This window comes from Pseudomonadota bacterium (assembly GCA_030859565.1).
Classification (GTDB): Bacteria; Pseudomonadota; Gammaproteobacteria; order JACCXJ01; family JACCXJ01; genus USCg-Taylor.
In genome coordinates, this window is record JALZJW010000088.1 from 1 (window position 1) to 16,196 (window position 16,196).

At 59.0% G+C, this 16,196-nt stretch carries 30 protein-coding genes and 1 pseudogene; 1 reads left to right on the forward strand and 30 read right to left on the reverse strand.

Annotated features, from left to right (window positions below):
- Positions 1–1,591: pseudogene (locus M3436_13285) on the forward strand (IS1634 family transposase).
- 169 nt (positions 1,592–1,760) lie between these two features.
- Here the strand turns inward: M3436_13285 and M3436_13290 are convergent.
- From M3436_13290 to tuf, 30 genes are all read right to left on the reverse strand, one after another.
- Positions 1,761–2,492 carry an SAM-dependent chlorinase/fluorinase gene (locus M3436_13290; protein ID MDQ3565061.1) on the reverse strand — a complete coding sequence of 244 codons (732 nt, stop codon included), beginning with the start codon at positions 2,490–2,492 and terminating at the stop codon, positions 1,761–1,763.
- A gap of 111 nt (positions 2,493–2,603) precedes the next feature.
- Entirely contained in the window at positions 2,604–3,014 is a 411-nt protein-coding gene (gene rplQ / locus M3436_13295; GenBank protein ID MDQ3565062.1) for a 50S ribosomal protein L17, read from the reverse strand.
- Between the two features lie 3 nt (positions 3,015–3,017).
- On the reverse strand, positions 3,018–4,034 hold the full coding sequence (gene rpoA / locus M3436_13300; protein ID MDQ3565063.1) for a DNA-directed RNA polymerase subunit alpha: 1,017 nt from the start codon (positions 4,032–4,034) through the stop codon (positions 3,018–3,020).
- A 19-nt stretch (positions 4,035–4,053) separates the two neighbouring features.
- Entirely contained in the window at positions 4,054–4,677 is a 624-nt protein-coding gene (gene rpsD / locus M3436_13305; protein MDQ3565064.1) for a 30S ribosomal protein S4, read from the reverse strand.
- Between the two features lie 12 nt (positions 4,678–4,689).
- On the reverse strand, positions 4,690–5,079 hold the full coding sequence (gene rpsK, locus M3436_13310; GenBank protein ID MDQ3565065.1) for a 30S ribosomal protein S11: 390 nt from the start codon (positions 5,077–5,079) through the stop codon (positions 4,690–4,692).
- 2 nt (positions 5,080–5,081) lie between these two features.
- Complete coding sequence (gene rpsM / locus M3436_13315; protein ID MDQ3565066.1) at positions 5,082–5,438, reverse strand: 30S ribosomal protein S13; 357 nt, start codon at positions 5,436–5,438, stop codon at positions 5,082–5,084.
- Between the two features lie 47 nt (positions 5,439–5,485).
- The gene (gene rpmJ, locus M3436_13320; protein ID MDQ3565067.1) at positions 5,486–5,599 is read right to left on the reverse strand and encodes a 50S ribosomal protein L36; all 114 of its coding nucleotides are present in this window, start codon (positions 5,597–5,599) and stop codon (positions 5,486–5,488) included.
- 8 nt (positions 5,600–5,607) lie between these two features.
- A complete protein-coding gene (gene secY, locus M3436_13325) occupies positions 5,608–6,951 on the reverse strand; it encodes a preprotein translocase subunit SecY (protein ID MDQ3565068.1) in 1,344 nt (447 codons plus the stop codon).
- Positions 6,951–7,385: a 50S ribosomal protein L15 gene (gene rplO / locus M3436_13330; GenBank protein MDQ3565069.1), complete on the reverse strand. Its 435-nt coding sequence runs from the start codon at positions 7,383–7,385 to the stop codon at positions 6,951–6,953. The genes secY and rplO overlap by 1 nt, the downstream gene beginning before the upstream one ends.
- Position 7,386: 1 nt before the next feature.
- Positions 7,387–7,584, reverse strand: a complete 198-nt coding sequence (rpmD, locus tag M3436_13335; GenBank protein MDQ3565070.1) for a 50S ribosomal protein L30 — start codon at positions 7,582–7,584, stop codon at positions 7,387–7,389.
- Positions 7,571–8,086: a 30S ribosomal protein S5 gene (rpsE, locus tag M3436_13340; GenBank protein MDQ3565071.1), complete on the reverse strand. Its 516-nt coding sequence runs from the start codon at positions 8,084–8,086 to the stop codon at positions 7,571–7,573. The genes rpmD and rpsE overlap by 14 nt, the downstream gene beginning before the upstream one ends.
- An 11-nt stretch (positions 8,087–8,097) precedes the next feature.
- On the reverse strand, positions 8,098–8,451 hold the full coding sequence (gene rplR, locus M3436_13345) for a 50S ribosomal protein L18 (GenBank protein ID MDQ3565072.1): 354 nt from the start codon (positions 8,449–8,451) through the stop codon (positions 8,098–8,100).
- A 16-nt stretch (positions 8,452–8,467) separates the two neighbouring features.
- Entirely contained in the window at positions 8,468–9,001 is a 534-nt protein-coding gene (gene rplF / locus M3436_13350; protein ID MDQ3565073.1) for a 50S ribosomal protein L6, read from the reverse strand.
- A gap of 8 nt (positions 9,002–9,009) precedes the next feature.
- Positions 9,010–9,405, reverse strand: a complete 396-nt coding sequence (gene rpsH, locus M3436_13355; GenBank protein ID MDQ3565074.1) for a 30S ribosomal protein S8 — start codon at positions 9,403–9,405, stop codon at positions 9,010–9,012.
- A gap of 60 nt (positions 9,406–9,465) precedes the next feature.
- Positions 9,466–9,771, reverse strand: coding sequence for a 30S ribosomal protein S14 (rpsN, locus tag M3436_13360; GenBank protein ID MDQ3565075.1), 306 nt, complete (start codon positions 9,769–9,771; stop codon positions 9,466–9,468).
- 16 nt (positions 9,772–9,787) lie between these two features.
- On the reverse strand, positions 9,788–10,327 hold the full coding sequence (gene rplE / locus M3436_13365; GenBank protein ID MDQ3565076.1) for a 50S ribosomal protein L5: 540 nt from the start codon (positions 10,325–10,327) through the stop codon (positions 9,788–9,790).
- 13 nt (positions 10,328–10,340) lie between these two features.
- Complete coding sequence (gene rplX / locus M3436_13370; GenBank protein MDQ3565077.1) at positions 10,341–10,658, reverse strand: 50S ribosomal protein L24; 318 nt, start codon at positions 10,656–10,658, stop codon at positions 10,341–10,343.
- Between the two features lie 8 nt (positions 10,659–10,666).
- The gene (gene rplN, locus M3436_13375) at positions 10,667–11,035 is read right to left on the reverse strand and encodes a 50S ribosomal protein L14 (protein MDQ3565078.1); all 369 of its coding nucleotides are present in this window, start codon (positions 11,033–11,035) and stop codon (positions 10,667–10,669) included.
- Positions 11,036–11,068: 33 nt separating this feature from the next.
- Complete coding sequence (gene rpsQ / locus M3436_13380; GenBank protein MDQ3565079.1) at positions 11,069–11,335, reverse strand: 30S ribosomal protein S17; 267 nt, start codon at positions 11,333–11,335, stop codon at positions 11,069–11,071.
- On the reverse strand, positions 11,332–11,532 hold the full coding sequence (gene rpmC, locus M3436_13385; protein MDQ3565080.1) for a 50S ribosomal protein L29: 201 nt from the start codon (positions 11,530–11,532) through the stop codon (positions 11,332–11,334). Before rpmC ends, rpsQ begins: the two co-directional genes overlap by 4 nt.
- The gene (gene rplP / locus M3436_13390; GenBank protein MDQ3565081.1) at positions 11,532–11,945 is read right to left on the reverse strand and encodes a 50S ribosomal protein L16; all 414 of its coding nucleotides are present in this window, start codon (positions 11,943–11,945) and stop codon (positions 11,532–11,534) included. The genes rpmC and rplP overlap by 1 nt, the downstream gene beginning before the upstream one ends.
- A gap of 14 nt (positions 11,946–11,959) precedes the next feature.
- The gene (gene rpsC, locus M3436_13395) at positions 11,960–12,637 is read right to left on the reverse strand and encodes a 30S ribosomal protein S3 (protein ID MDQ3565082.1); all 678 of its coding nucleotides are present in this window, start codon (positions 12,635–12,637) and stop codon (positions 11,960–11,962) included.
- A gap of 10 nt (positions 12,638–12,647) precedes the next feature.
- A complete protein-coding gene (gene rplV, locus M3436_13400; protein MDQ3565083.1) occupies positions 12,648–12,977 on the reverse strand; it encodes a 50S ribosomal protein L22 in 330 nt (109 codons plus the stop codon).
- A gap of 25 nt (positions 12,978–13,002) precedes the next feature.
- Positions 13,003–13,281: a 30S ribosomal protein S19 gene (rpsS, locus tag M3436_13405; protein ID MDQ3565084.1), complete on the reverse strand. Its 279-nt coding sequence runs from the start codon at positions 13,279–13,281 to the stop codon at positions 13,003–13,005.
- A 15-nt stretch (positions 13,282–13,296) separates the two neighbouring features.
- Complete coding sequence (gene rplB / locus M3436_13410; GenBank protein ID MDQ3565085.1) at positions 13,297–14,127, reverse strand: 50S ribosomal protein L2; 831 nt, start codon at positions 14,125–14,127, stop codon at positions 13,297–13,299.
- Between the two features lie 6 nt (positions 14,128–14,133).
- Positions 14,134–14,430 (reverse strand): 50S ribosomal protein L23, encoded by a 297-nt coding sequence (rplW, locus tag M3436_13415; protein ID MDQ3565086.1) that lies wholly within the window; start codon positions 14,428–14,430, stop codon positions 14,134–14,136.
- Positions 14,427–15,047, reverse strand: coding sequence for a 50S ribosomal protein L4 (gene rplD, locus M3436_13420; protein ID MDQ3565087.1), 621 nt, complete (start codon positions 15,045–15,047; stop codon positions 14,427–14,429). Before rplD ends, rplW begins: the two co-directional genes overlap by 4 nt.
- A 1-nt stretch (position 15,048) precedes the next feature.
- Positions 15,049–15,690, reverse strand: coding sequence for a 50S ribosomal protein L3 (rplC, locus tag M3436_13425; GenBank protein MDQ3565088.1), 642 nt, complete (start codon positions 15,688–15,690; stop codon positions 15,049–15,051).
- A gap of 17 nt (positions 15,691–15,707) precedes the next feature.
- A complete protein-coding gene (gene rpsJ / locus M3436_13430; protein MDQ3565089.1) occupies positions 15,708–16,019 on the reverse strand; it encodes a 30S ribosomal protein S10 in 312 nt (103 codons plus the stop codon).
- 46 nt (positions 16,020–16,065) lie between these two features.
- The coding region (gene tuf, locus M3436_13435) for an elongation factor Tu (protein MDQ3565090.1) at positions 16,066–16,196 on the reverse strand (131 nt) is incomplete at its 5' end.

Genomic DNA, 16,196 nt, shown 5'->3' on the forward strand with positions numbered 1-16,196 from the left:
GGAAAACCGACGTACGCAAGGGAATCGAGTAGTTCAGAGACAGGTGTTGTACCTGGGGGAGATCAATGACAGTCAGAAAGCAGCTTGGTGTAAAACCATCGAGGTGCTCCAGGAGGGGCGGGCACACCAACCCAGTTAGCGATCTTCCCAGAAGACCGGACGGCGCCTGCCTTGGACTGTGAGGTTGCGAGAATCAAGCTCCGTGAGGTGCGATTGTATCGTCCCCGGCAATGGGGTGCCTGCTGGCTGGCCTGTCAACTGTGGGAGCAGTTGAGGCTGGATGAGTTTTGGTCTGACAAATTACCCGCCTGCTTGGACAAGTGGTTGCCGCATAAGCAGGGCCTGTTTTCGTATCTCGGGCAACGCTGGCAGGCGCTATTCGATGTGGGTTTTGAGGTGCTGCTCTACGATTTGACCAGCACCTATTTTGAATCGGATCCGCCCGAGGAAGGCAAACGGAAGTTCGGTTACAGCCGCGACAAGCGCCCCGACTGCGTGCAGGTGGTGATTGCCTTAATCGTAACCCCGGAAGGAATTTCCCTTGGCCTATGAAGTGATGCCGGGGAATACTTCGGACAAGACCACCTTGGGCGGCTTTCTAAAGAGTATCGAGGAACACTACGGACGAGCCCATCGCACCTGGGTGATGGACCGCGGGATCCCGACCGCAGCGATCCTCGCCCAAATGCGCACGGCCGAGACGCCCGTTCATTATTTGGTGGGCACGCCCCGGGGACGTTTGAGCACGCTGGAAAAAGAGTTTCTCAAGCTACCCTGGGAGCAGGTCCGTGAGTCGGTGGAGGTCAAACTTCTCGACCAAGCGGGCGAGCTTTATATACTATCGAGAAGTGCGGGCCGGGTGCACAAGGAGCGCTCGATGCGTCGGCGGCGATTGAAAAGACTCGTCAAACGCCTAGGTGAGATCCAACAACAAAAACTCTCTCGTGATGAACTGCTGATCAAACTCGGCGCGGCCAAGAAAGAGGCGGGGCAGGCTTACCGGTTGGTCAAGATCCATCTGCCAGCACAACAGGAGGCTGTCACCCCTCAGAGCTTCACGTTTGCTCTGAACAGAGACAAACTTCGCACGGTTCGGCGTCGAGAAGGGAGTTACCTGCTGCGCTCCAATCTCACCCGAGAACCTCCCGCTCGATTGTGGCAGTATTACATCCAACTGACCGAGATCGAACAGGCGTTCAAAGAACTCAAAGGCGACTTATCCATCCGTCCGATCTATCACCAGATCGACTCCCGCATTGAGGCCCACATCTTTGTCGCCTTTATGGCCTATTGTCTTCAGGTGACCCTCAAGCAACGACTCCGGGCGTTGGCGCCCGGGCTGACTCCCAGGGCCGTGCTGGAGAAATTTGCCGCGCTGCAAATGGTGGACGTGCATTTACCTACCACCGATGGACGCTGCTTCATCCTGCCACGCTACACGCAGCCTGATAAGGACCAGAGCCTCTTGCTATCCCAAATGAAGGTGAATCTGCCTCCACAGCCGCCACCTAAACTCACCTCAAATACCACCTTCGTCGTCCCACCGAGAAATCAGCCTGTAGTGCCGACTTTTAGGATGCGTGATCGCTAAATCAATCAGTTACCGATTTTTTTACGTCGAGTTGCGGAAGTCGGGCTAAACATCAAAGACCTTACCAACCACAATCCGTTTAAATACCCTTAACAACAAAGACAGTATCTACATATGAGTTGAAGGCTCGTCGGCCAACCCTAATGTCCGGGGTTCTAGCCGCGACTTTCTACTCCAATTCCTCGAAGCTGATGGGCTGGCCCAAGTATAGGCCCAATGCCGCGTCGGCGCGCCCCTGGTTGACGGCGATCTCGGCGAGCCCGTTCGAGTTTTCGTACCACATCGGATGCCCGACAGGAACGTCACTGAACGTTCTGGCCTTGGGCACGCTTAGTCCTGCGATTCTGATGGCGGCCTGCGGCGATACGACCGAGGCGCGCACACCGGTCATCGCGTTCCCGAAGTGGTCGAGGTAGACGATCTCATGCAGATCATCGGGCCACGTCGCATAATCGCTTAGCTCCAGAGGTTCCCATTGGGGAAATTGACCGCGGGCGAGAGTGGCGGCAACGGGCGCGTAGACATCGCGGCCGTGAAACGTCACCGAGATCACCTCGGGGCGCCAGGTGATCTTCCAGGCACGCCCGGATCCCCCGTGCTTCATCACCGCATTGAAGATGCCGTTGCCGGGACCGACAAACCATTGATCGTCGACTTGAACGACGAGCGGTGCGTCCGGGCGGCTTCCGACACCGGGATCCACGACGCATAAAAACACACTGTTCTTTGGGAATCCGTGGCGATAGGCCGCGAGCAGGTAGGCGCTGGCCCGGGGATTGTACCTCGGGGCATTGGCGAAGAGGTTGACGACCTGGACCCCAGGCGCATATTGATACAGCACGGCGAGAACCTGACCGAGGTACGGCCCTTCCATCCCGTAATCCGTCACCAACACGATCATGACAGTCGATTGTCGGAGAGGCGTAGTCTCGCTGCAACCCTCCACTCACTCCCAGGGCTGCAGATTGCGACGCTCGCCAGCGTCCCGCGGCCCGCCGCGGCGTGGAGCGGATCAGGAAGTTTTCGTGTCCTTCGCAGTGTCGGCGCCGGTCGCCTCTTGCGGCAAGGGCCGACCGACGAGCTCGACCAAGGCCATCGGAGCGCGGTCACCGTTACGGAAACCGCACTTAAGGATACGTAAATAACCACCGGGCCTCTCCCGATAACGCGGCCCGAGATCGCTAAAAAGCTTCGCGACCACCTGTTTGTCCCGCAACCGGGCAAACGCCAACCGGCGTTTCGCCATCGTGTCTTGTTTGGCAAGCGTAATCAGCGGCTCCGCGGTGCGGCGCAGTTCCTTGGCCTTGGGAACGGAGGTCTTGATAACCTCGTGCCGAAACAGCGACACCGCCATGTTCCTGAGCATCGCCTTACGATGGCTGCTATTGCGGCTAAGCTGCCGGCCGATGTTGAGATGTCGCATTCCTTAACCTCCTTCCGCTTGAACTCCGGCCGAGACTTTTTGCAAGCCGGGCGGCGGCCAATTAGCGAGCCGCATGCCGAGCGACAAGCCCCGTGTGGCTAACACATCCTTGATCTCGGTGAGTGATTTTTTCCCTAGATTCGGTGTCTTGAGCAACTCCACCTCGGTACGCTGGATGAGATCGCCGATATAGTAGATGTTCTCCGCTTTCAGGCAGTTCGCCGAGCGCACCGTCAATTCCAGATCGTCGATGGAGCGCAGCAAAATCGGGTCGATCTCCACATCCCTCGTTCCCTGCGGCGCCGGCTGCTCGCCGCCGCTGAGATCAACGAAGATCGATAACTGCTCCTGTAAAATGCCGGCCGCCCTGCGGACGGCGGTCTCGGGATCCACGGTGCCGTTGGTTTCAATCTCCATGACCAATTTATCGAGGTCGGTGCGTTGCTCGACGCGGGCATTTTGAACCTCGTAAGCGACCCGGCGAATAGGGCTAAACGAGGCGTCCAGCTTCAAGCGGCCGATCGCATGCTCTTCCTCCTCGGCGTTCATCCGGATATTCGCCGGGACATAACCCCGCCCGCGCGTGACCCGCAGCGTGAGATGGAGCTCCCCGCCCTCCATCAAGGTCGCGAGATGATGGTCCGGATTGACGATCTCGACATCATGGTCTAGGGAGATATCGCGCGCCAGCACATCGCCACGGCCCTTCTTATTAAGCGTCAACATCGCCTCGTCACGGGCGTGCATGCGTATCGCGAGGCCTTTGAGGTTCAACAAGATGTCCGTGACATCCTCCTGGACACCGGGTATCGTCGTGTATTCGTGCAATACGTTTTCGATCGTGACTTCCGTGACGGCACAGCCCGGAAGCGATGACAGCAAGACGCGCCGCAAGGCGTTTCCCAGGGTGTGCCCGAAGCCCCGGTCCAAGGGCTCCAATATCATGCGCGCACAGCGGCTGCTCACCGCTTGGACGTCGATCTGGCGTGGCTTTAATAGACTGACAGTATTTGCCAACATGCGAACTGGCCCCTCTCGGCTACTTCGAATAAAGCGCCACTACGAGCGATTCGTTGATATCCGGCGGCAGCTCGCCGCGATCCGGAACGGTTTTAAATGTCCCTTCCATTTTCTTGGGATCGACCTCGACCCACTCCGGGAATCCGTACTGTTCGGAGACGGTCAATGCGTCCTGGATCCTGACCTGAGCCCGGCCCTTCGGCGAGACGCTGATCACGTCATTGGCCCGCACCTCATAGGAAGGGATGTTGGTCGCCTTGCCGTTAACCCATATAGCCTTGTGGCTCACCAACTGCCGCGCCTCAGCCCGCGTCACCCCAAACCCCATACGGTAGACGACATTGTCCAGACGGGACTCCAGTAGCTTGAGAAGGTTTTCGCCTGTTGACCCCTTGCGGCGAGCGGCCTCCTGATAGACTTTGCGAAACTGACGTTCCAGCACCCCGTACATAATGCGCAGCTTCTGTTTCTCTCTGAGCTGCAGCGCGTAGTCCGATATGCGGCGCTGGCGACTCTCCCCATGCTGGCCCGGGGGTTTGTCTAGGTGACACTTGGTCTCGAGCGGCCGGGCGCGGCTCTTGAGCGCGAGATCGACTCCTTGACGCCGGCTTAAGCGACACGTCGGTCCGAGGTATCTGGCCATAGTCTCTCTCGTTTATACGCGGCGCCGCTTCGGCGGGCGGCATCCGTTGTGAGGAATGGGTGTGACATCAGTGATGTTGGTGATCTTGAATCCGGCCGCATTGAGCGCGCGCACCGCCGATTCCCGGCCCGGCCCAGGTCCCTTGACGTAGACCTCGAGCGTCTCGACGCCGAATTCTTTCACCGCGGTCCCGACCTTCTCGGCCGCGACTTGCGCCGCGAACGGCGTGCTCTTCCGCGAGCCCCGGAAACCGCTGGCGCCGGACGTGGACCAGCCGAGCGTATTGCCTTGCTTGTCGGTGATCGTAATAATCGTGTTGTTAAAAGAGGCATGGATATGAACCACCCCATCAACAACGAGCTTCTTCGCTCGTTTGTGCGGACGTGCACTCTTGTTGGCCATGATTATTTCCTTATCGCCTTGCGGGGTCCTTTTCGCGTTCGCGCATTGGTGCGAGTCCGCTGCCCTCGTACCGGCAAACCCCGGCGATGCCGCAGTCCACGGTAGCAGCCGAGGTCCATCAAGCGCTTGATGTTCATCGATACCTCGCGCCGGAGATCGCCTTCGACGGGGTACTTGGCTATTTCGGCGCGCAGCCCATCCAATTGTTCCTCACTCAATTCCTTTACCTTGGCCGCCGGCGGCACGCGGGCCGCTCGGCAAATTTCTAGCGCGCGATGACGCCCGATCCCGTAGATATGGGTAAGCGCAACGCTCGTATGTTTTTGTACAGGTACGTTGACGCCGGCTACGCGGGCCATCGGGAACACCTCCTAATCATCTTGATCATAGTGACACCTTTGCGCACTTAACCCTGCCTTTGCTTATGCCGTTTTTCGGTGCAGATGACACGCACGACCCCTCGGCGCCGCACAATCTTGCAATTTCGGCAAACCTTTTTTACAGACGTCCTAACTTTCATACTATTCTCTACCGCCGGCCATAGCCCTTGAGGTTCGCCTTCTTCATCAAACCTTCATACTGGTGGGACATCAAATGAGACTGCACTTGGGCCATGAAGTCCATCACCACGACGACGATGATGAGTAAGGAGGTCCCTCCGAAATAGAAAGGCACATTGAACTTCAGGATTAAAAACTCCGGAAGCAAACAGACGAGCGTCACGTAGGCCGCGCCAGCCAGCGTCAAGCGCGTCATCACCCCGTCGATATAATGCGCGGTCTGATCGCCCGGCCGAATGCCCGGGACCAAGGCCCCCGACTTCTTTAGGTTTTCCGCCGTCTCCTTGGGATTGAACACCAGCGCGGTGTAAAAAAAGCAGAAAAATATGATCCCGCCCGTGTACAGGATGACGTACAGCGGCTGACCCGGCGAGATGGCATTAGCAACGTCCGCCAACCACCCCATCCCCTGCGTGCTCCCGAACCAGCTTCCGAGCGTCGATGGAAATAGGATCAAACTCGACGCGAATATGGGAGGAATGACGCCCGACATATTGAGCTTCAGCGGTAAATGACTGGTTTGCCCGCCGTAGGTGCGCCGCCCGACTTGCCGTTTGGCGTAGTTGACGGTGATGCGGCGCTGGCCGCGTTCGACGTAGACCACGACCGCCGTCACCGCGAGAACCAGACAGAACAGCAGAACTAACGTGATGTAGTGGAGCTCGCCGATGCGGGCAAGCTCAAGCGAGCCCCCGACCGCGCTCGGCAATCCGGCGACGATACCGGCGAAAATGATCATTGAAATCCCGTTCCCGATCCCACGTTCGGTGATCTGCTCGCCGAGCCACATGAGGAACAGGGTCCCGGTCACCAAGGTCGTGACCGCGGTGACGCGAAAGCCAATGCCTGGGTTGAGCACCAAGGCCTGCGACGCGGCCTGCTGACCCTCGAGGGCGATGGCGACGCCCAGGGCTTGAAACAGCGCCAAGCCAACGGTGCCGTAGCGCGTGTATTGTGTTAGTTTACGCCGGCCGGATTCGCCTTCCTTCTTTAACTGCGCGAGCTTCGGATGGACGACTGTCAGCAACTGCACGATGATGGAGGCCGAGATATAGGGCATGATCCCGAGGGCGACGATCGAAAATCGTTCCAGCGCGCCTCCCGAGAACATGTTAAACATGTCCAGGATCGTGCCGCGCTGCTCATTGAAGAGCTGCGCCAAGGCGATCGGGTTGATGCCCGGGACCGGGATGTGCGTGGTGATCCGAAAGACGATCAAGGCGCCTAAGAGAAAAAATGCCCGCTGCCGCAGCTCGCTGAGCTGACCGAAGCCGCCGAGCGCGCCGCTTCCTAGAGGCCGGGTGACCGCCATCAGTCCTCGATTTTACCGCCCTGGGCTTCAATGATCGCGCGGGCGCCCTTCGTCACCGCAAGACCTTTGAGCTTCAGCGCCTTATCCAGCGTTCCGGTCGCAATGACCTTCGCGCGCTTAACTTGCCTGGCGACGAGCTTCGCGGCCTTGAGCGCGGCTAAATCGATGATGTCCGCATCCACGCGGACAAGATCGCCCAAGCGCACCTCGGACACGTAGCGCGCGCTTCGAGATCTGAATCCGAATTTCGGTAGGCGCCGCTGCAAGGGCATTTGCCCCCCTTCGAATCCGCGCTTATGGTACCCGCCCGCGCGGGCGTGCTGCCCCTTATGCCCACGCCCCGCGGTCTTTCCCAAACCCGAACCCATCCCCCGGCCAAGCCTTCGGCGCTCGCGCTTGGAACCCCGCGCCGGCTTCAATGTATTAAATCTCATCTCAAGTTTCTTCCACCGCTAAGAGGTAGGATACCTTCGTTATCATGCCGCGGATGGCGGGCGTGTCATTCACGACAGTACTGTGTCCGATGCGCCGTAGCCCCAAGCCTCGCACACACGCTTGGTGAGCCTTTAGGCGCCCAAACACACTCCGCACCAGAGTCACTTTCAAGCGCCCTTGCGGCTTAGGCGTCGCCATGGATCTCCTCAACCGTCTTGCCACGCTTGGCCGCATACCAGGCGGGATCATGGATACCGGACAGTCCCTTGATGGTCGCCCTGACCACATTGACCTTGTTGGTCGTACCGATGCACTTGGCGACGACATTCTTCACTCCCGCTACCTCGAATACCGCCCGCATGGCGCCACCCGCGATGATGCCCGTACCCTCGGGCGCCGGAAGAATGAGAACCTTGGCCGCGCCGTGGCGTGCGGTAACGGCATATTGAACCGTGCTACTGTCCCGCAAGGAAATTGGGCACATGGTTCTTCTAGCCTTCTCCATCGCTTTTTGGATCGCCACGGGAACCTCACGCGCCTTGCCGCGCCCGAAACCGACCCTTCCGGCGCCGTCACCGACCACCGTTAGGGCCGAAAAACCGAAGATGCGCCCGCCTTTAACGACCTTGGCCACGCGATTGACGTGCACGAGTTTCTCCAAGAAACCTTCGCTCGATTCGCTTAAGCTTTCTAACGCCATGCCCGCCACACCTAAAATTGGAGGCCCGATTCGCGCGCCGCATCCGCCAGCGCCTTGATCCGCCCATGGTACTTGAATCCCGATCGGTCGAATGCAACCCGATCGAGGCCTGCCGCTTTGGCGCGATCACCGACGGCCTTACCCACGATCACCGCGGCCTTTATGTTGCCGCCGTAGCCGATTTCCGCGCGTAGCGCCTTATCCAAGCTGGAAGCGCTGGCGACGATCTGAGCCCCGGCCGGTGCTATCACTTGGGCGTAGATATGCCGCGGCGTTTTATGGACGCTTAGCCGATGCAGCCCCAGTTCTTTTATCTTCGCCCGAGTACGGCGAGCGCGTCTGAGCCGAGTCGTTTTTCTGTCCATCGAAGTCCTTACCTCGCTACGCTTTCTTTGCTTCCTTACGCCTGATCACTTCGCCAGCATACCGGATGCCCTTCCCCTTGTAAGGTTCCGGCGGCCGATACCTGCGAATATTCGCCGCGATCTGTCCCACCTGCTGTTTATCCGCCCCTTTTACCACGATTTCCGTCGTACTTGGGGTCTGGATCGTGATGCCTTCGGGAATGTCGAAGTGAATCCGGTGAGAATAGCCGAGCGCGAGGTTCAATACCCTGCCCTGTACTTGGGCGCGATAGCCCACCCCGGTGATCTCCAGTTTTTTCTGGAACCCCGTGGCGACACCTTCGAGCATATTGGCTAACAACGCCCGCGTCGTGCCCGCGAACATGCGGCCGGCCTTGGAGCCATCCTTGGGTGACACGCACAACCTCCGGTCTTTATTGATGATCTCCACGAAGCTTGAAAACTCCCGTGACATCGTACCTTGAGAACCTTTCAGAATCACGGTCTGGTCCGTCACGGTGGCCTCGACCTCCTTCGGGAGCAGTACCGGATTTTTCGCGACTCTAGACATGGCTACCCTCAGACGATGTAGCCCAGCACTTCGCCACCGATGCCGCGCTGGCGCGCCTCGCGGTCGGACATGAGACCCTGCGAGGTGCTCACGATGGCGATCCCTAGACCGCCGCTGACTTTGGGGATAGCGTTTTGCGAGCGGTAGATACGCAGGCCCGGGCGGCTGGCGCGTTTGATTTTCTCGATCACGGGCCGTCCTTCGAAATACTTGAGCGTCACCGAAAGCGCCGGCTTTCCATCGCGCTCCTGCGCGCAATAGTCTTCGATATAACCCTCGCGCTTGAGCACCTCAGCAAGCGCGCTTTTTTGCTTGGAAGCCGGCAGGACAATACAACGCTTGCCCGCCGCTTGTCCATTGCGGAGCTGGGTGAACATGTCCGCAATCGGATCTTGCATGGTCATATTTTTAACGAACCTTCCAAAAACCCTGACGATAATAGCAGGCCGTGACGGCGCGCATGGTTACCAACTTGCCTTTACCAAACCCGGGACGTCACCGTCCATCGCGGCCAGCCGCAGTTTGTTGCGCGATAAGCCGAACTTGCGGTAAAAACCGCGCGGTCGCCCCGTAGCCCGGCATCGATTGCGCAGCCGAACCGGACTCGAGTCTCTAGGCAGCAGGTGTAGCTTCACCCGCGCCTGCTGACGATTCTCTTCGCTGAGCGTGGTGTCTTTTATTTGCGCCGCTAGGCGCGCGCGCGCGGCCGCGTATTTTTTTACTAGCCTCACCCGCCGCAGGCCGCGATTGATGATCGATGTCTTTGCCATCTCTATTACCTTGGGATCAGTGACGCAGCGGAAGCTTGAACGCGGTCAGCAAGGCCCGCGCCTCATCGTCCGTCCTTGCGGTGGTAGTGATACAGATATCCAAGCCCCGGATCACGTCGATCTTGTCGTAATCGATTTCCGGAAAAATAATCTGCTCCTTCACGCCGAAGCTGTAATTCCCTCGTCCATCGAAGGCCCGGCCGCTCAAGCCGCGAAAATCGCGGATCCTCGGTATCGCGATATTGATCAAGCGATCCAGAAACTCATACATGCGTTCGCTCCGCAGAGTCACCTTGCAGCCGATAGGCCAACCGTCCCGGATCTTGAAGTTGGCAATCGATTTACGCGCTCGCGTCACCACCGGTTTCTGGCCGGCGATCCGCGTTAAATCGTCGACCGCATGGTCGACAATCTTCTTATCCGCCACCGCTTCTCCAAGTCCCATGTTCAGCGTGATTTTGATAATCCGGGGGACCGCCATGACGCTCTTGTACCCATACGCCTGTTGCAACTCTGCGACGATGATCTCGCGATAAATTGTACGCAACCGGGGCATGCCAACACCTGTGTTAGGTCTCAACTACTTCTCCCGAGGATTTGAAATAGCGCACCTTGCGGCCGTCCTCGAGCACTTTGAAGCCGACCTTGTCGGCCTTTTTCGTCTGTGGGTTATATAGCGCCACATTCGAAATATGGATGGGCGCTTCCTTCTCGACGATCCCGCCCGGGGTGCCCGAGCGCGGGTTAGGCCGGGTGTGGCGCTTTACCATATTGGCGCTCTCGACCACGACCCTGTCATTGGGGAAAACGCGCGTCACCACCCCGCGGTGGCCTTTCGATTTACCCACCGAGATGACGACTTGATCACCTTTTTTGATCTTACGCATTGCTCAACTCAGAGGACTTCAGGCGCCAATGATATGATGCGCATAAACCGCTCGGTACGCAGCTCCCGCGTGACCGGGCCAAAAATCCGTGTCCCGATGGGTTGCAACTGCTTATCCAATAACACCGCGGCATTACCATCGAAGCGAATCACCGATCCGTCCGCTCGCCGCACGCCCTTTTTCGTACGCACGACCACCGCGTCATACACCTCGCCCTTTTTTACCTTGCCCCGAGGGATGGCCTCCTTGATCGTGACTTTTATGATATCGCCGACATAAGCATACCTGCGCTTTGACCCGCCCAAAACCTTAATACACATCAAGCGCCGCGCTCCGCTGTTGTCGGCCGCATCCAAATTCGATTGCATCTGTATCATCGGTCAGTTCCTAAACGCGGCAATGACCATGGTTCAAAGCTCCGCGGCACGCTCGATTAGCTTTTGAACGCGCCAGCTTTTCCGCTTCGAGATCGGCCGGCACTCTTCGATAGCCACCGTATCCCCTTGCTTACAGGCGCTGGCTTCGTCGTGGGCGAGTAACTTCGTCGAACGGCGTATGTATTTCTTGTACAAGGGGTGCAATACCTTGCGCTCGACAAGCACGGCAACGGTTTTTTGCATCTTATCGCTGACCACCTGACCGATCAGGATCCGCGGCGCTTTTAGCGGCTCATTCATGCGGATTCGCCTTGCTTGAGCTCGTGAAGCACGGTCTTCACGCGGGCGATCTCCCGTCTCACACCTTGGAGCCGGGCCGGCCTCACCGTTTGACCGGCGCCTCTTTGCATACGCAAATTAAATTGCTCCCGCCGCAGGTCCAATAATAGACTTTGCAGCTCGCCGGGTTGTTTTTTCCTAAGTTCGTTCGCCTGCATCATAACAGCGTCCGGCTCGCCATCGTGGTATTCACGGGGAGTTTAGCCCCTGCCAAGCGAAACGCCTCGCGCGCGATATCGGCAGGCACGCCTTCCACTTCGTACAGTACGCGGCCCGCTTGCACCTGCGCGACCCAATACTCCACGTTTCCCTTTCCTTTGCCTTGCCTGACTTCCAAGGGTTTGGTCGTGATGGGCTTGTCGGGGAACACTCGAATCCACAGCTTGCCGCCCCGCTTCACATGGCGCGAAATCGCGCGCCGCGCCGCTTCCAACTGGCGCGCCGTGATGCGTCCCGCCGTGGTGGCTCTTAACCCATACTCGCCAAAGCTTATGCGTAGGCCCGTGGTCGCAATACCGCGATTGCGGCCCTTTTGCTGCTTACGATACTTCGTTTGCTTAGGTTGAAGCATAATCGCTTAGCCGATTAACGAGGCAGGGCTCCGTCCACGCTCCGATCTTCGATCGGTGCCGCGCGATCTATTACCTCACCTTTGAAGATCCAAACCTTCACGCCTATCACGCCGTAGGTCGTCTTGGCCTCCGCTAAACCGTAATCGATGTCCGCCCGCAAGGTGTGCAAGGGCACGCGCCCTTCCCGGTACCACTCGGAACGGGCGATCTCCGCGCCGTTGAGCCTTCCGGCGACGTGGATCTTGATCCCCTGCGCCCCGAGCCTCATGGCATTGGTCACCGCCCGTTTCATCGCCCGGCGGAACATGATACGGCGCTCGAGCTGACCCGCGACACTCTCCGCAACCAGATAAGCATCCAGCTCCGGTTTACGGATCTCCTCGACGCTGATCTGCACCGGCACGCCCATCAACCGCGACACTTGCTTGCGCAGCGACTCGATGTCTTCACCCTTTTTGCCGATGACGATACCGGGTCTCGCCGTATGAATAATGATGCGCGCATTGTTCGCCGGCCGTTCTATTTGGATGCGGCTGACCGAGGCCTGCCGCAGTTTCTTGCGCAAGAACTCGCGCACGGCGAGATCCATATTTAGATAATCCGCGTACTTCTTCGAATCGACATACCATTTCGATGACCAGTCTTTGACGATCCCGAGCCGGAAACCTGTTGGATGAACCTTCTGTCCCATGGCTATCTCGTTACTCGGCGACGCGGACGGTGATGTGGCTGGTCCTTTTCATGAGTCGATTGGCGCGCCCCCGGGCTCGAGCCACCACCCGCTTCATCATCGGCGCGCCATCGATCATTATGGTTTCAACTTTAAGCGCATCGATGTCCGCGCCGTCATTGTGCTCCGCATTCGCAATCGCCGATTCTAACACTTTCTTGATGATTCCCGCGGCCTTTTTACCGCTGAACGCCAATACGCTCAGGGCGCGATCCACCGGGAGCCCGCGGATTTGATCCGCAACCAGACGCGCCTTTTGCGGAGACACCCGCACGAACCGAAGTTTAGCTGCCGTTACCATGCTTGACCTGCCCTATGCGTGGGTCTTACGGACTCTTGGCCTTGCGATCGGCCGAATGGCCGCGAAAGGTCCTCGTTACCGCAAACTCCCCGAGCTTATGTCCGACCATATTCTCGGTAATATAAACCGGCAGGTGCTGGCGTCCATTGTGGATGGCGATCGTGATCCCGACCATCTCCGGCGCCACCACCGAGCGGCGCGACCAGGTCTTGATGGGCCGCTTGTCCTTGCTGTCGCGGGCCTTGGCGACCTTCGCGGCAAGGTGGTGATCTATGAAAGGCCCTTTTTTGAGTGAGCGTGGCACGCGAGCCTCCGGACGCTAAGTTGCCTTATGCCGACGGCGCACGATCATGCCGGTCGTCCGCTTGTTTTTCCGAGTCTTGTGGCCCTTAGTGGGCTGACCCCATGGGGTCACCGGGTGCCGCCCTCCGGAACTCTTGCCTTCCCCGCCCCCGTGCGGATGATCGACAGGATTCATGGCCACACCGCGCACCGTTGGGCGGATACCTCGCCAGCGCGTCGCGCCGGCTTTACCGAGCGAACGCAGGGCATGCTCATTGTTGCCAACGTCTCCAATGGTCGCCCGGCAATCGAGAGAAACTTTCCGGACTTCCCCGGACCGCAGCCGCAAGGTCGCATGCCCCCCTTCCCGAGCGATCAGTTGTACCGCGGCGCCCGCGCTCCGGGCCAACTGGGCGCCTCTTCCGGGCCGTAGCTCCACGCAATGAATCGTCGTGCCGACGGGAATGTTGCGCAAGGCCAACGAATTCCCCGGCTGAATCGCCGCCTCGCTCCCCGACATCAAACGCATGCCCGCTCGCACGACTTTCGGTGCGACGATGTAACGGCGCTCGCCGTCCGCATACAGCAGCAACGCGATATGGGCGCTGCGGTTCGGATCGTACTCGATACGCTCAACGCGCGCCGGGATCCCGTCCTTACGGCGCTTAAAATCGATGATGCGGTAATGTTGCTTATGCCCGCCTCCCCGGTGGCGCACCGTAATTCGGCCCCTGTTGTTGCGTCCAGCCTTGCGCGTCTGTTTTTCAGTCAGCGGCCAATGAGGATCACCCTTGTGCAACCCGGGCGTCACTACCCGCACCACGCCGCGCGTACCCGCCGAGGTCGGTTTGAGCTGCTTCAATGCCACGGCGGCTTACTCCTTACCCACGAAATTGATGTCAAATCCGGGTTTGAGGCTGACATAGGCTTTCTTTATGTCCGAACGGCGTCCCCGCATGCGGCGATTCGCCTTAACTTTCCCCTTGATTGTGCAAACCCTCACGCCTTCGACTTGGACGCTAAACATCAGCTCGACCGCTTGCTTGATCTCGGGCTTGGTTGCGTTCGGGATCACGCGAAATACGAACTGCCGGGCGCTGTCCGCAAGCCGCGTCGCTTTCTCCGAAACCCGAGGCTCGATGAGAACCTGCAGCAACCGCTCCTGGTTCATGCGAGCCGGGCCTCGACGAGCTTGAGGGCGTCTTGCGTCATAACCACCGTCTGGTGCTCGATCAAACGGACCGGATCGAGCGCGCGCGCGCCGGTGACCTCGACGTGCGGGAGGTTTCTGGATGCCAGATCAAGGTTCCGATCCTCTGCGTCGACGACGATTAATCCCGCCTCGAGACCCAAGACCTTAAGCCGCTCGATGAGCACTTTCGTCTTGGGCAAATGCATTGCTAATGCGTCCACGATCTTGAGTCTCCCCGTGCGTGCGAGCTCGGAGAGGATGGACCGGAGTGCACCTGTATACATTCTTCGATTGACCTTTTGCGCGTAATCCCTCGGCACCGCCGCGAACGTGACCCCACCGCTACGCCACAGCGGACTGCGTGAGCTGCCGGCGCGAGCGTTTCCCGTGCCCTTTTGTTTCCACGGCTTGCGGCCACCGCCCCGAACCTGCGCGCGGGACTTTTGGGCTTTGGTCCCGCTACGGCCCGCGGCGAGATAGGCCGTTACTACTTGATGCACGAGGGGCTCATTGTATTTGGCGTTAAACAATTGCTCGGAAACCGCGACGGCACCAACCACCGCCCCGGTGTCACCCGATTGGACCTGAAGCTCCATGCTAACGCCCCTTGACCGCTGGCCGTACGACCAGATGGCCGCCGCGCGCGCCCGGCACGGCGCCCTTCACGAGCAGCAGGTTTCTCTCGGCATCGACGCGCACCACCTCCAGATTCGAGACCGTGCGATTCACGTTACCCAGATGCCCCGGCATGTGCTTGCCCTTGAACACGCGGCCGGGGGTCTGACGCTGCCCGGTGGAACCAGGGGTGCGGTGCGAAAGCGAGTTACCGTGCGTGGCGTCCCCGGATCTAAAGTGATGCCGTTTGATCGTCCCGGCGAAGCCTTTCCCCTGTGTGGCACCGCTCACGTCGACCATCTCGCCCGCTTTGAATACATCGACCTTGATCTCTTGACCGACGCTGAGCGCCTCGCCTTCGCTCGCTTCCAGCCGGAACTCCCACAAACCCTGCCCACTTTCGACACCTGCTTTTTTATAGATTCCGGCCAGCGCTTTGCTGATTCGATGCCGTTTTTGGGAACCCTTTGTTACTTGTATGGCGCGATAGCCATCGCGTTCCAGCGCCTTGATTTGTGTGATCCGGTTAGCTTCGGCGGCGATGACGGTCACCGGGATCGCGGCTCCCTCTTCGTTGTAGATGCGCGTCATACCGCATTTTCGCCCTATTATGCCCAATGCCATTCGCGCTAACTCCGAGCTCAGCTCAGCTTGATCTGGACATCGACGCCCGCGGCCAGATCGAGCTTCATCAGCGCATCCACGGTCTTGTCCGTGGGATTGACGATGTCGAGCAGCCGTTTGTGGGTGCGGATCTCGTACTGATCGCGGGCATCCTTGTCCACATGTGGTGAGATCAACACCGTAAAGCGTTCCATTTTTGTGGGCAAAGGGATCGGCCCTCTGATCTGGGCACCCGTGCGCCGGGCAGTCTCGACAATCTCGCGCGTCGACCGGTCGATCAACCGATGGTCGAAGGCCTTGAGACGGATACGGATGACTTGGTCGTTCATGGATGATTAACTTTGGGCCCGGTCTTAAGCATAGGCTCCCGTTTTGCTACTCGACGACCTTAGCGACGACGCCGGCCCCGACGGTGCGGCCCCCTTCGCGGATCGCAAACCTCACCCCCTCTTCCATCGCAATCGGCGCAATCAACTTCACCACCATCTTCACATTGTCCCCCGGCA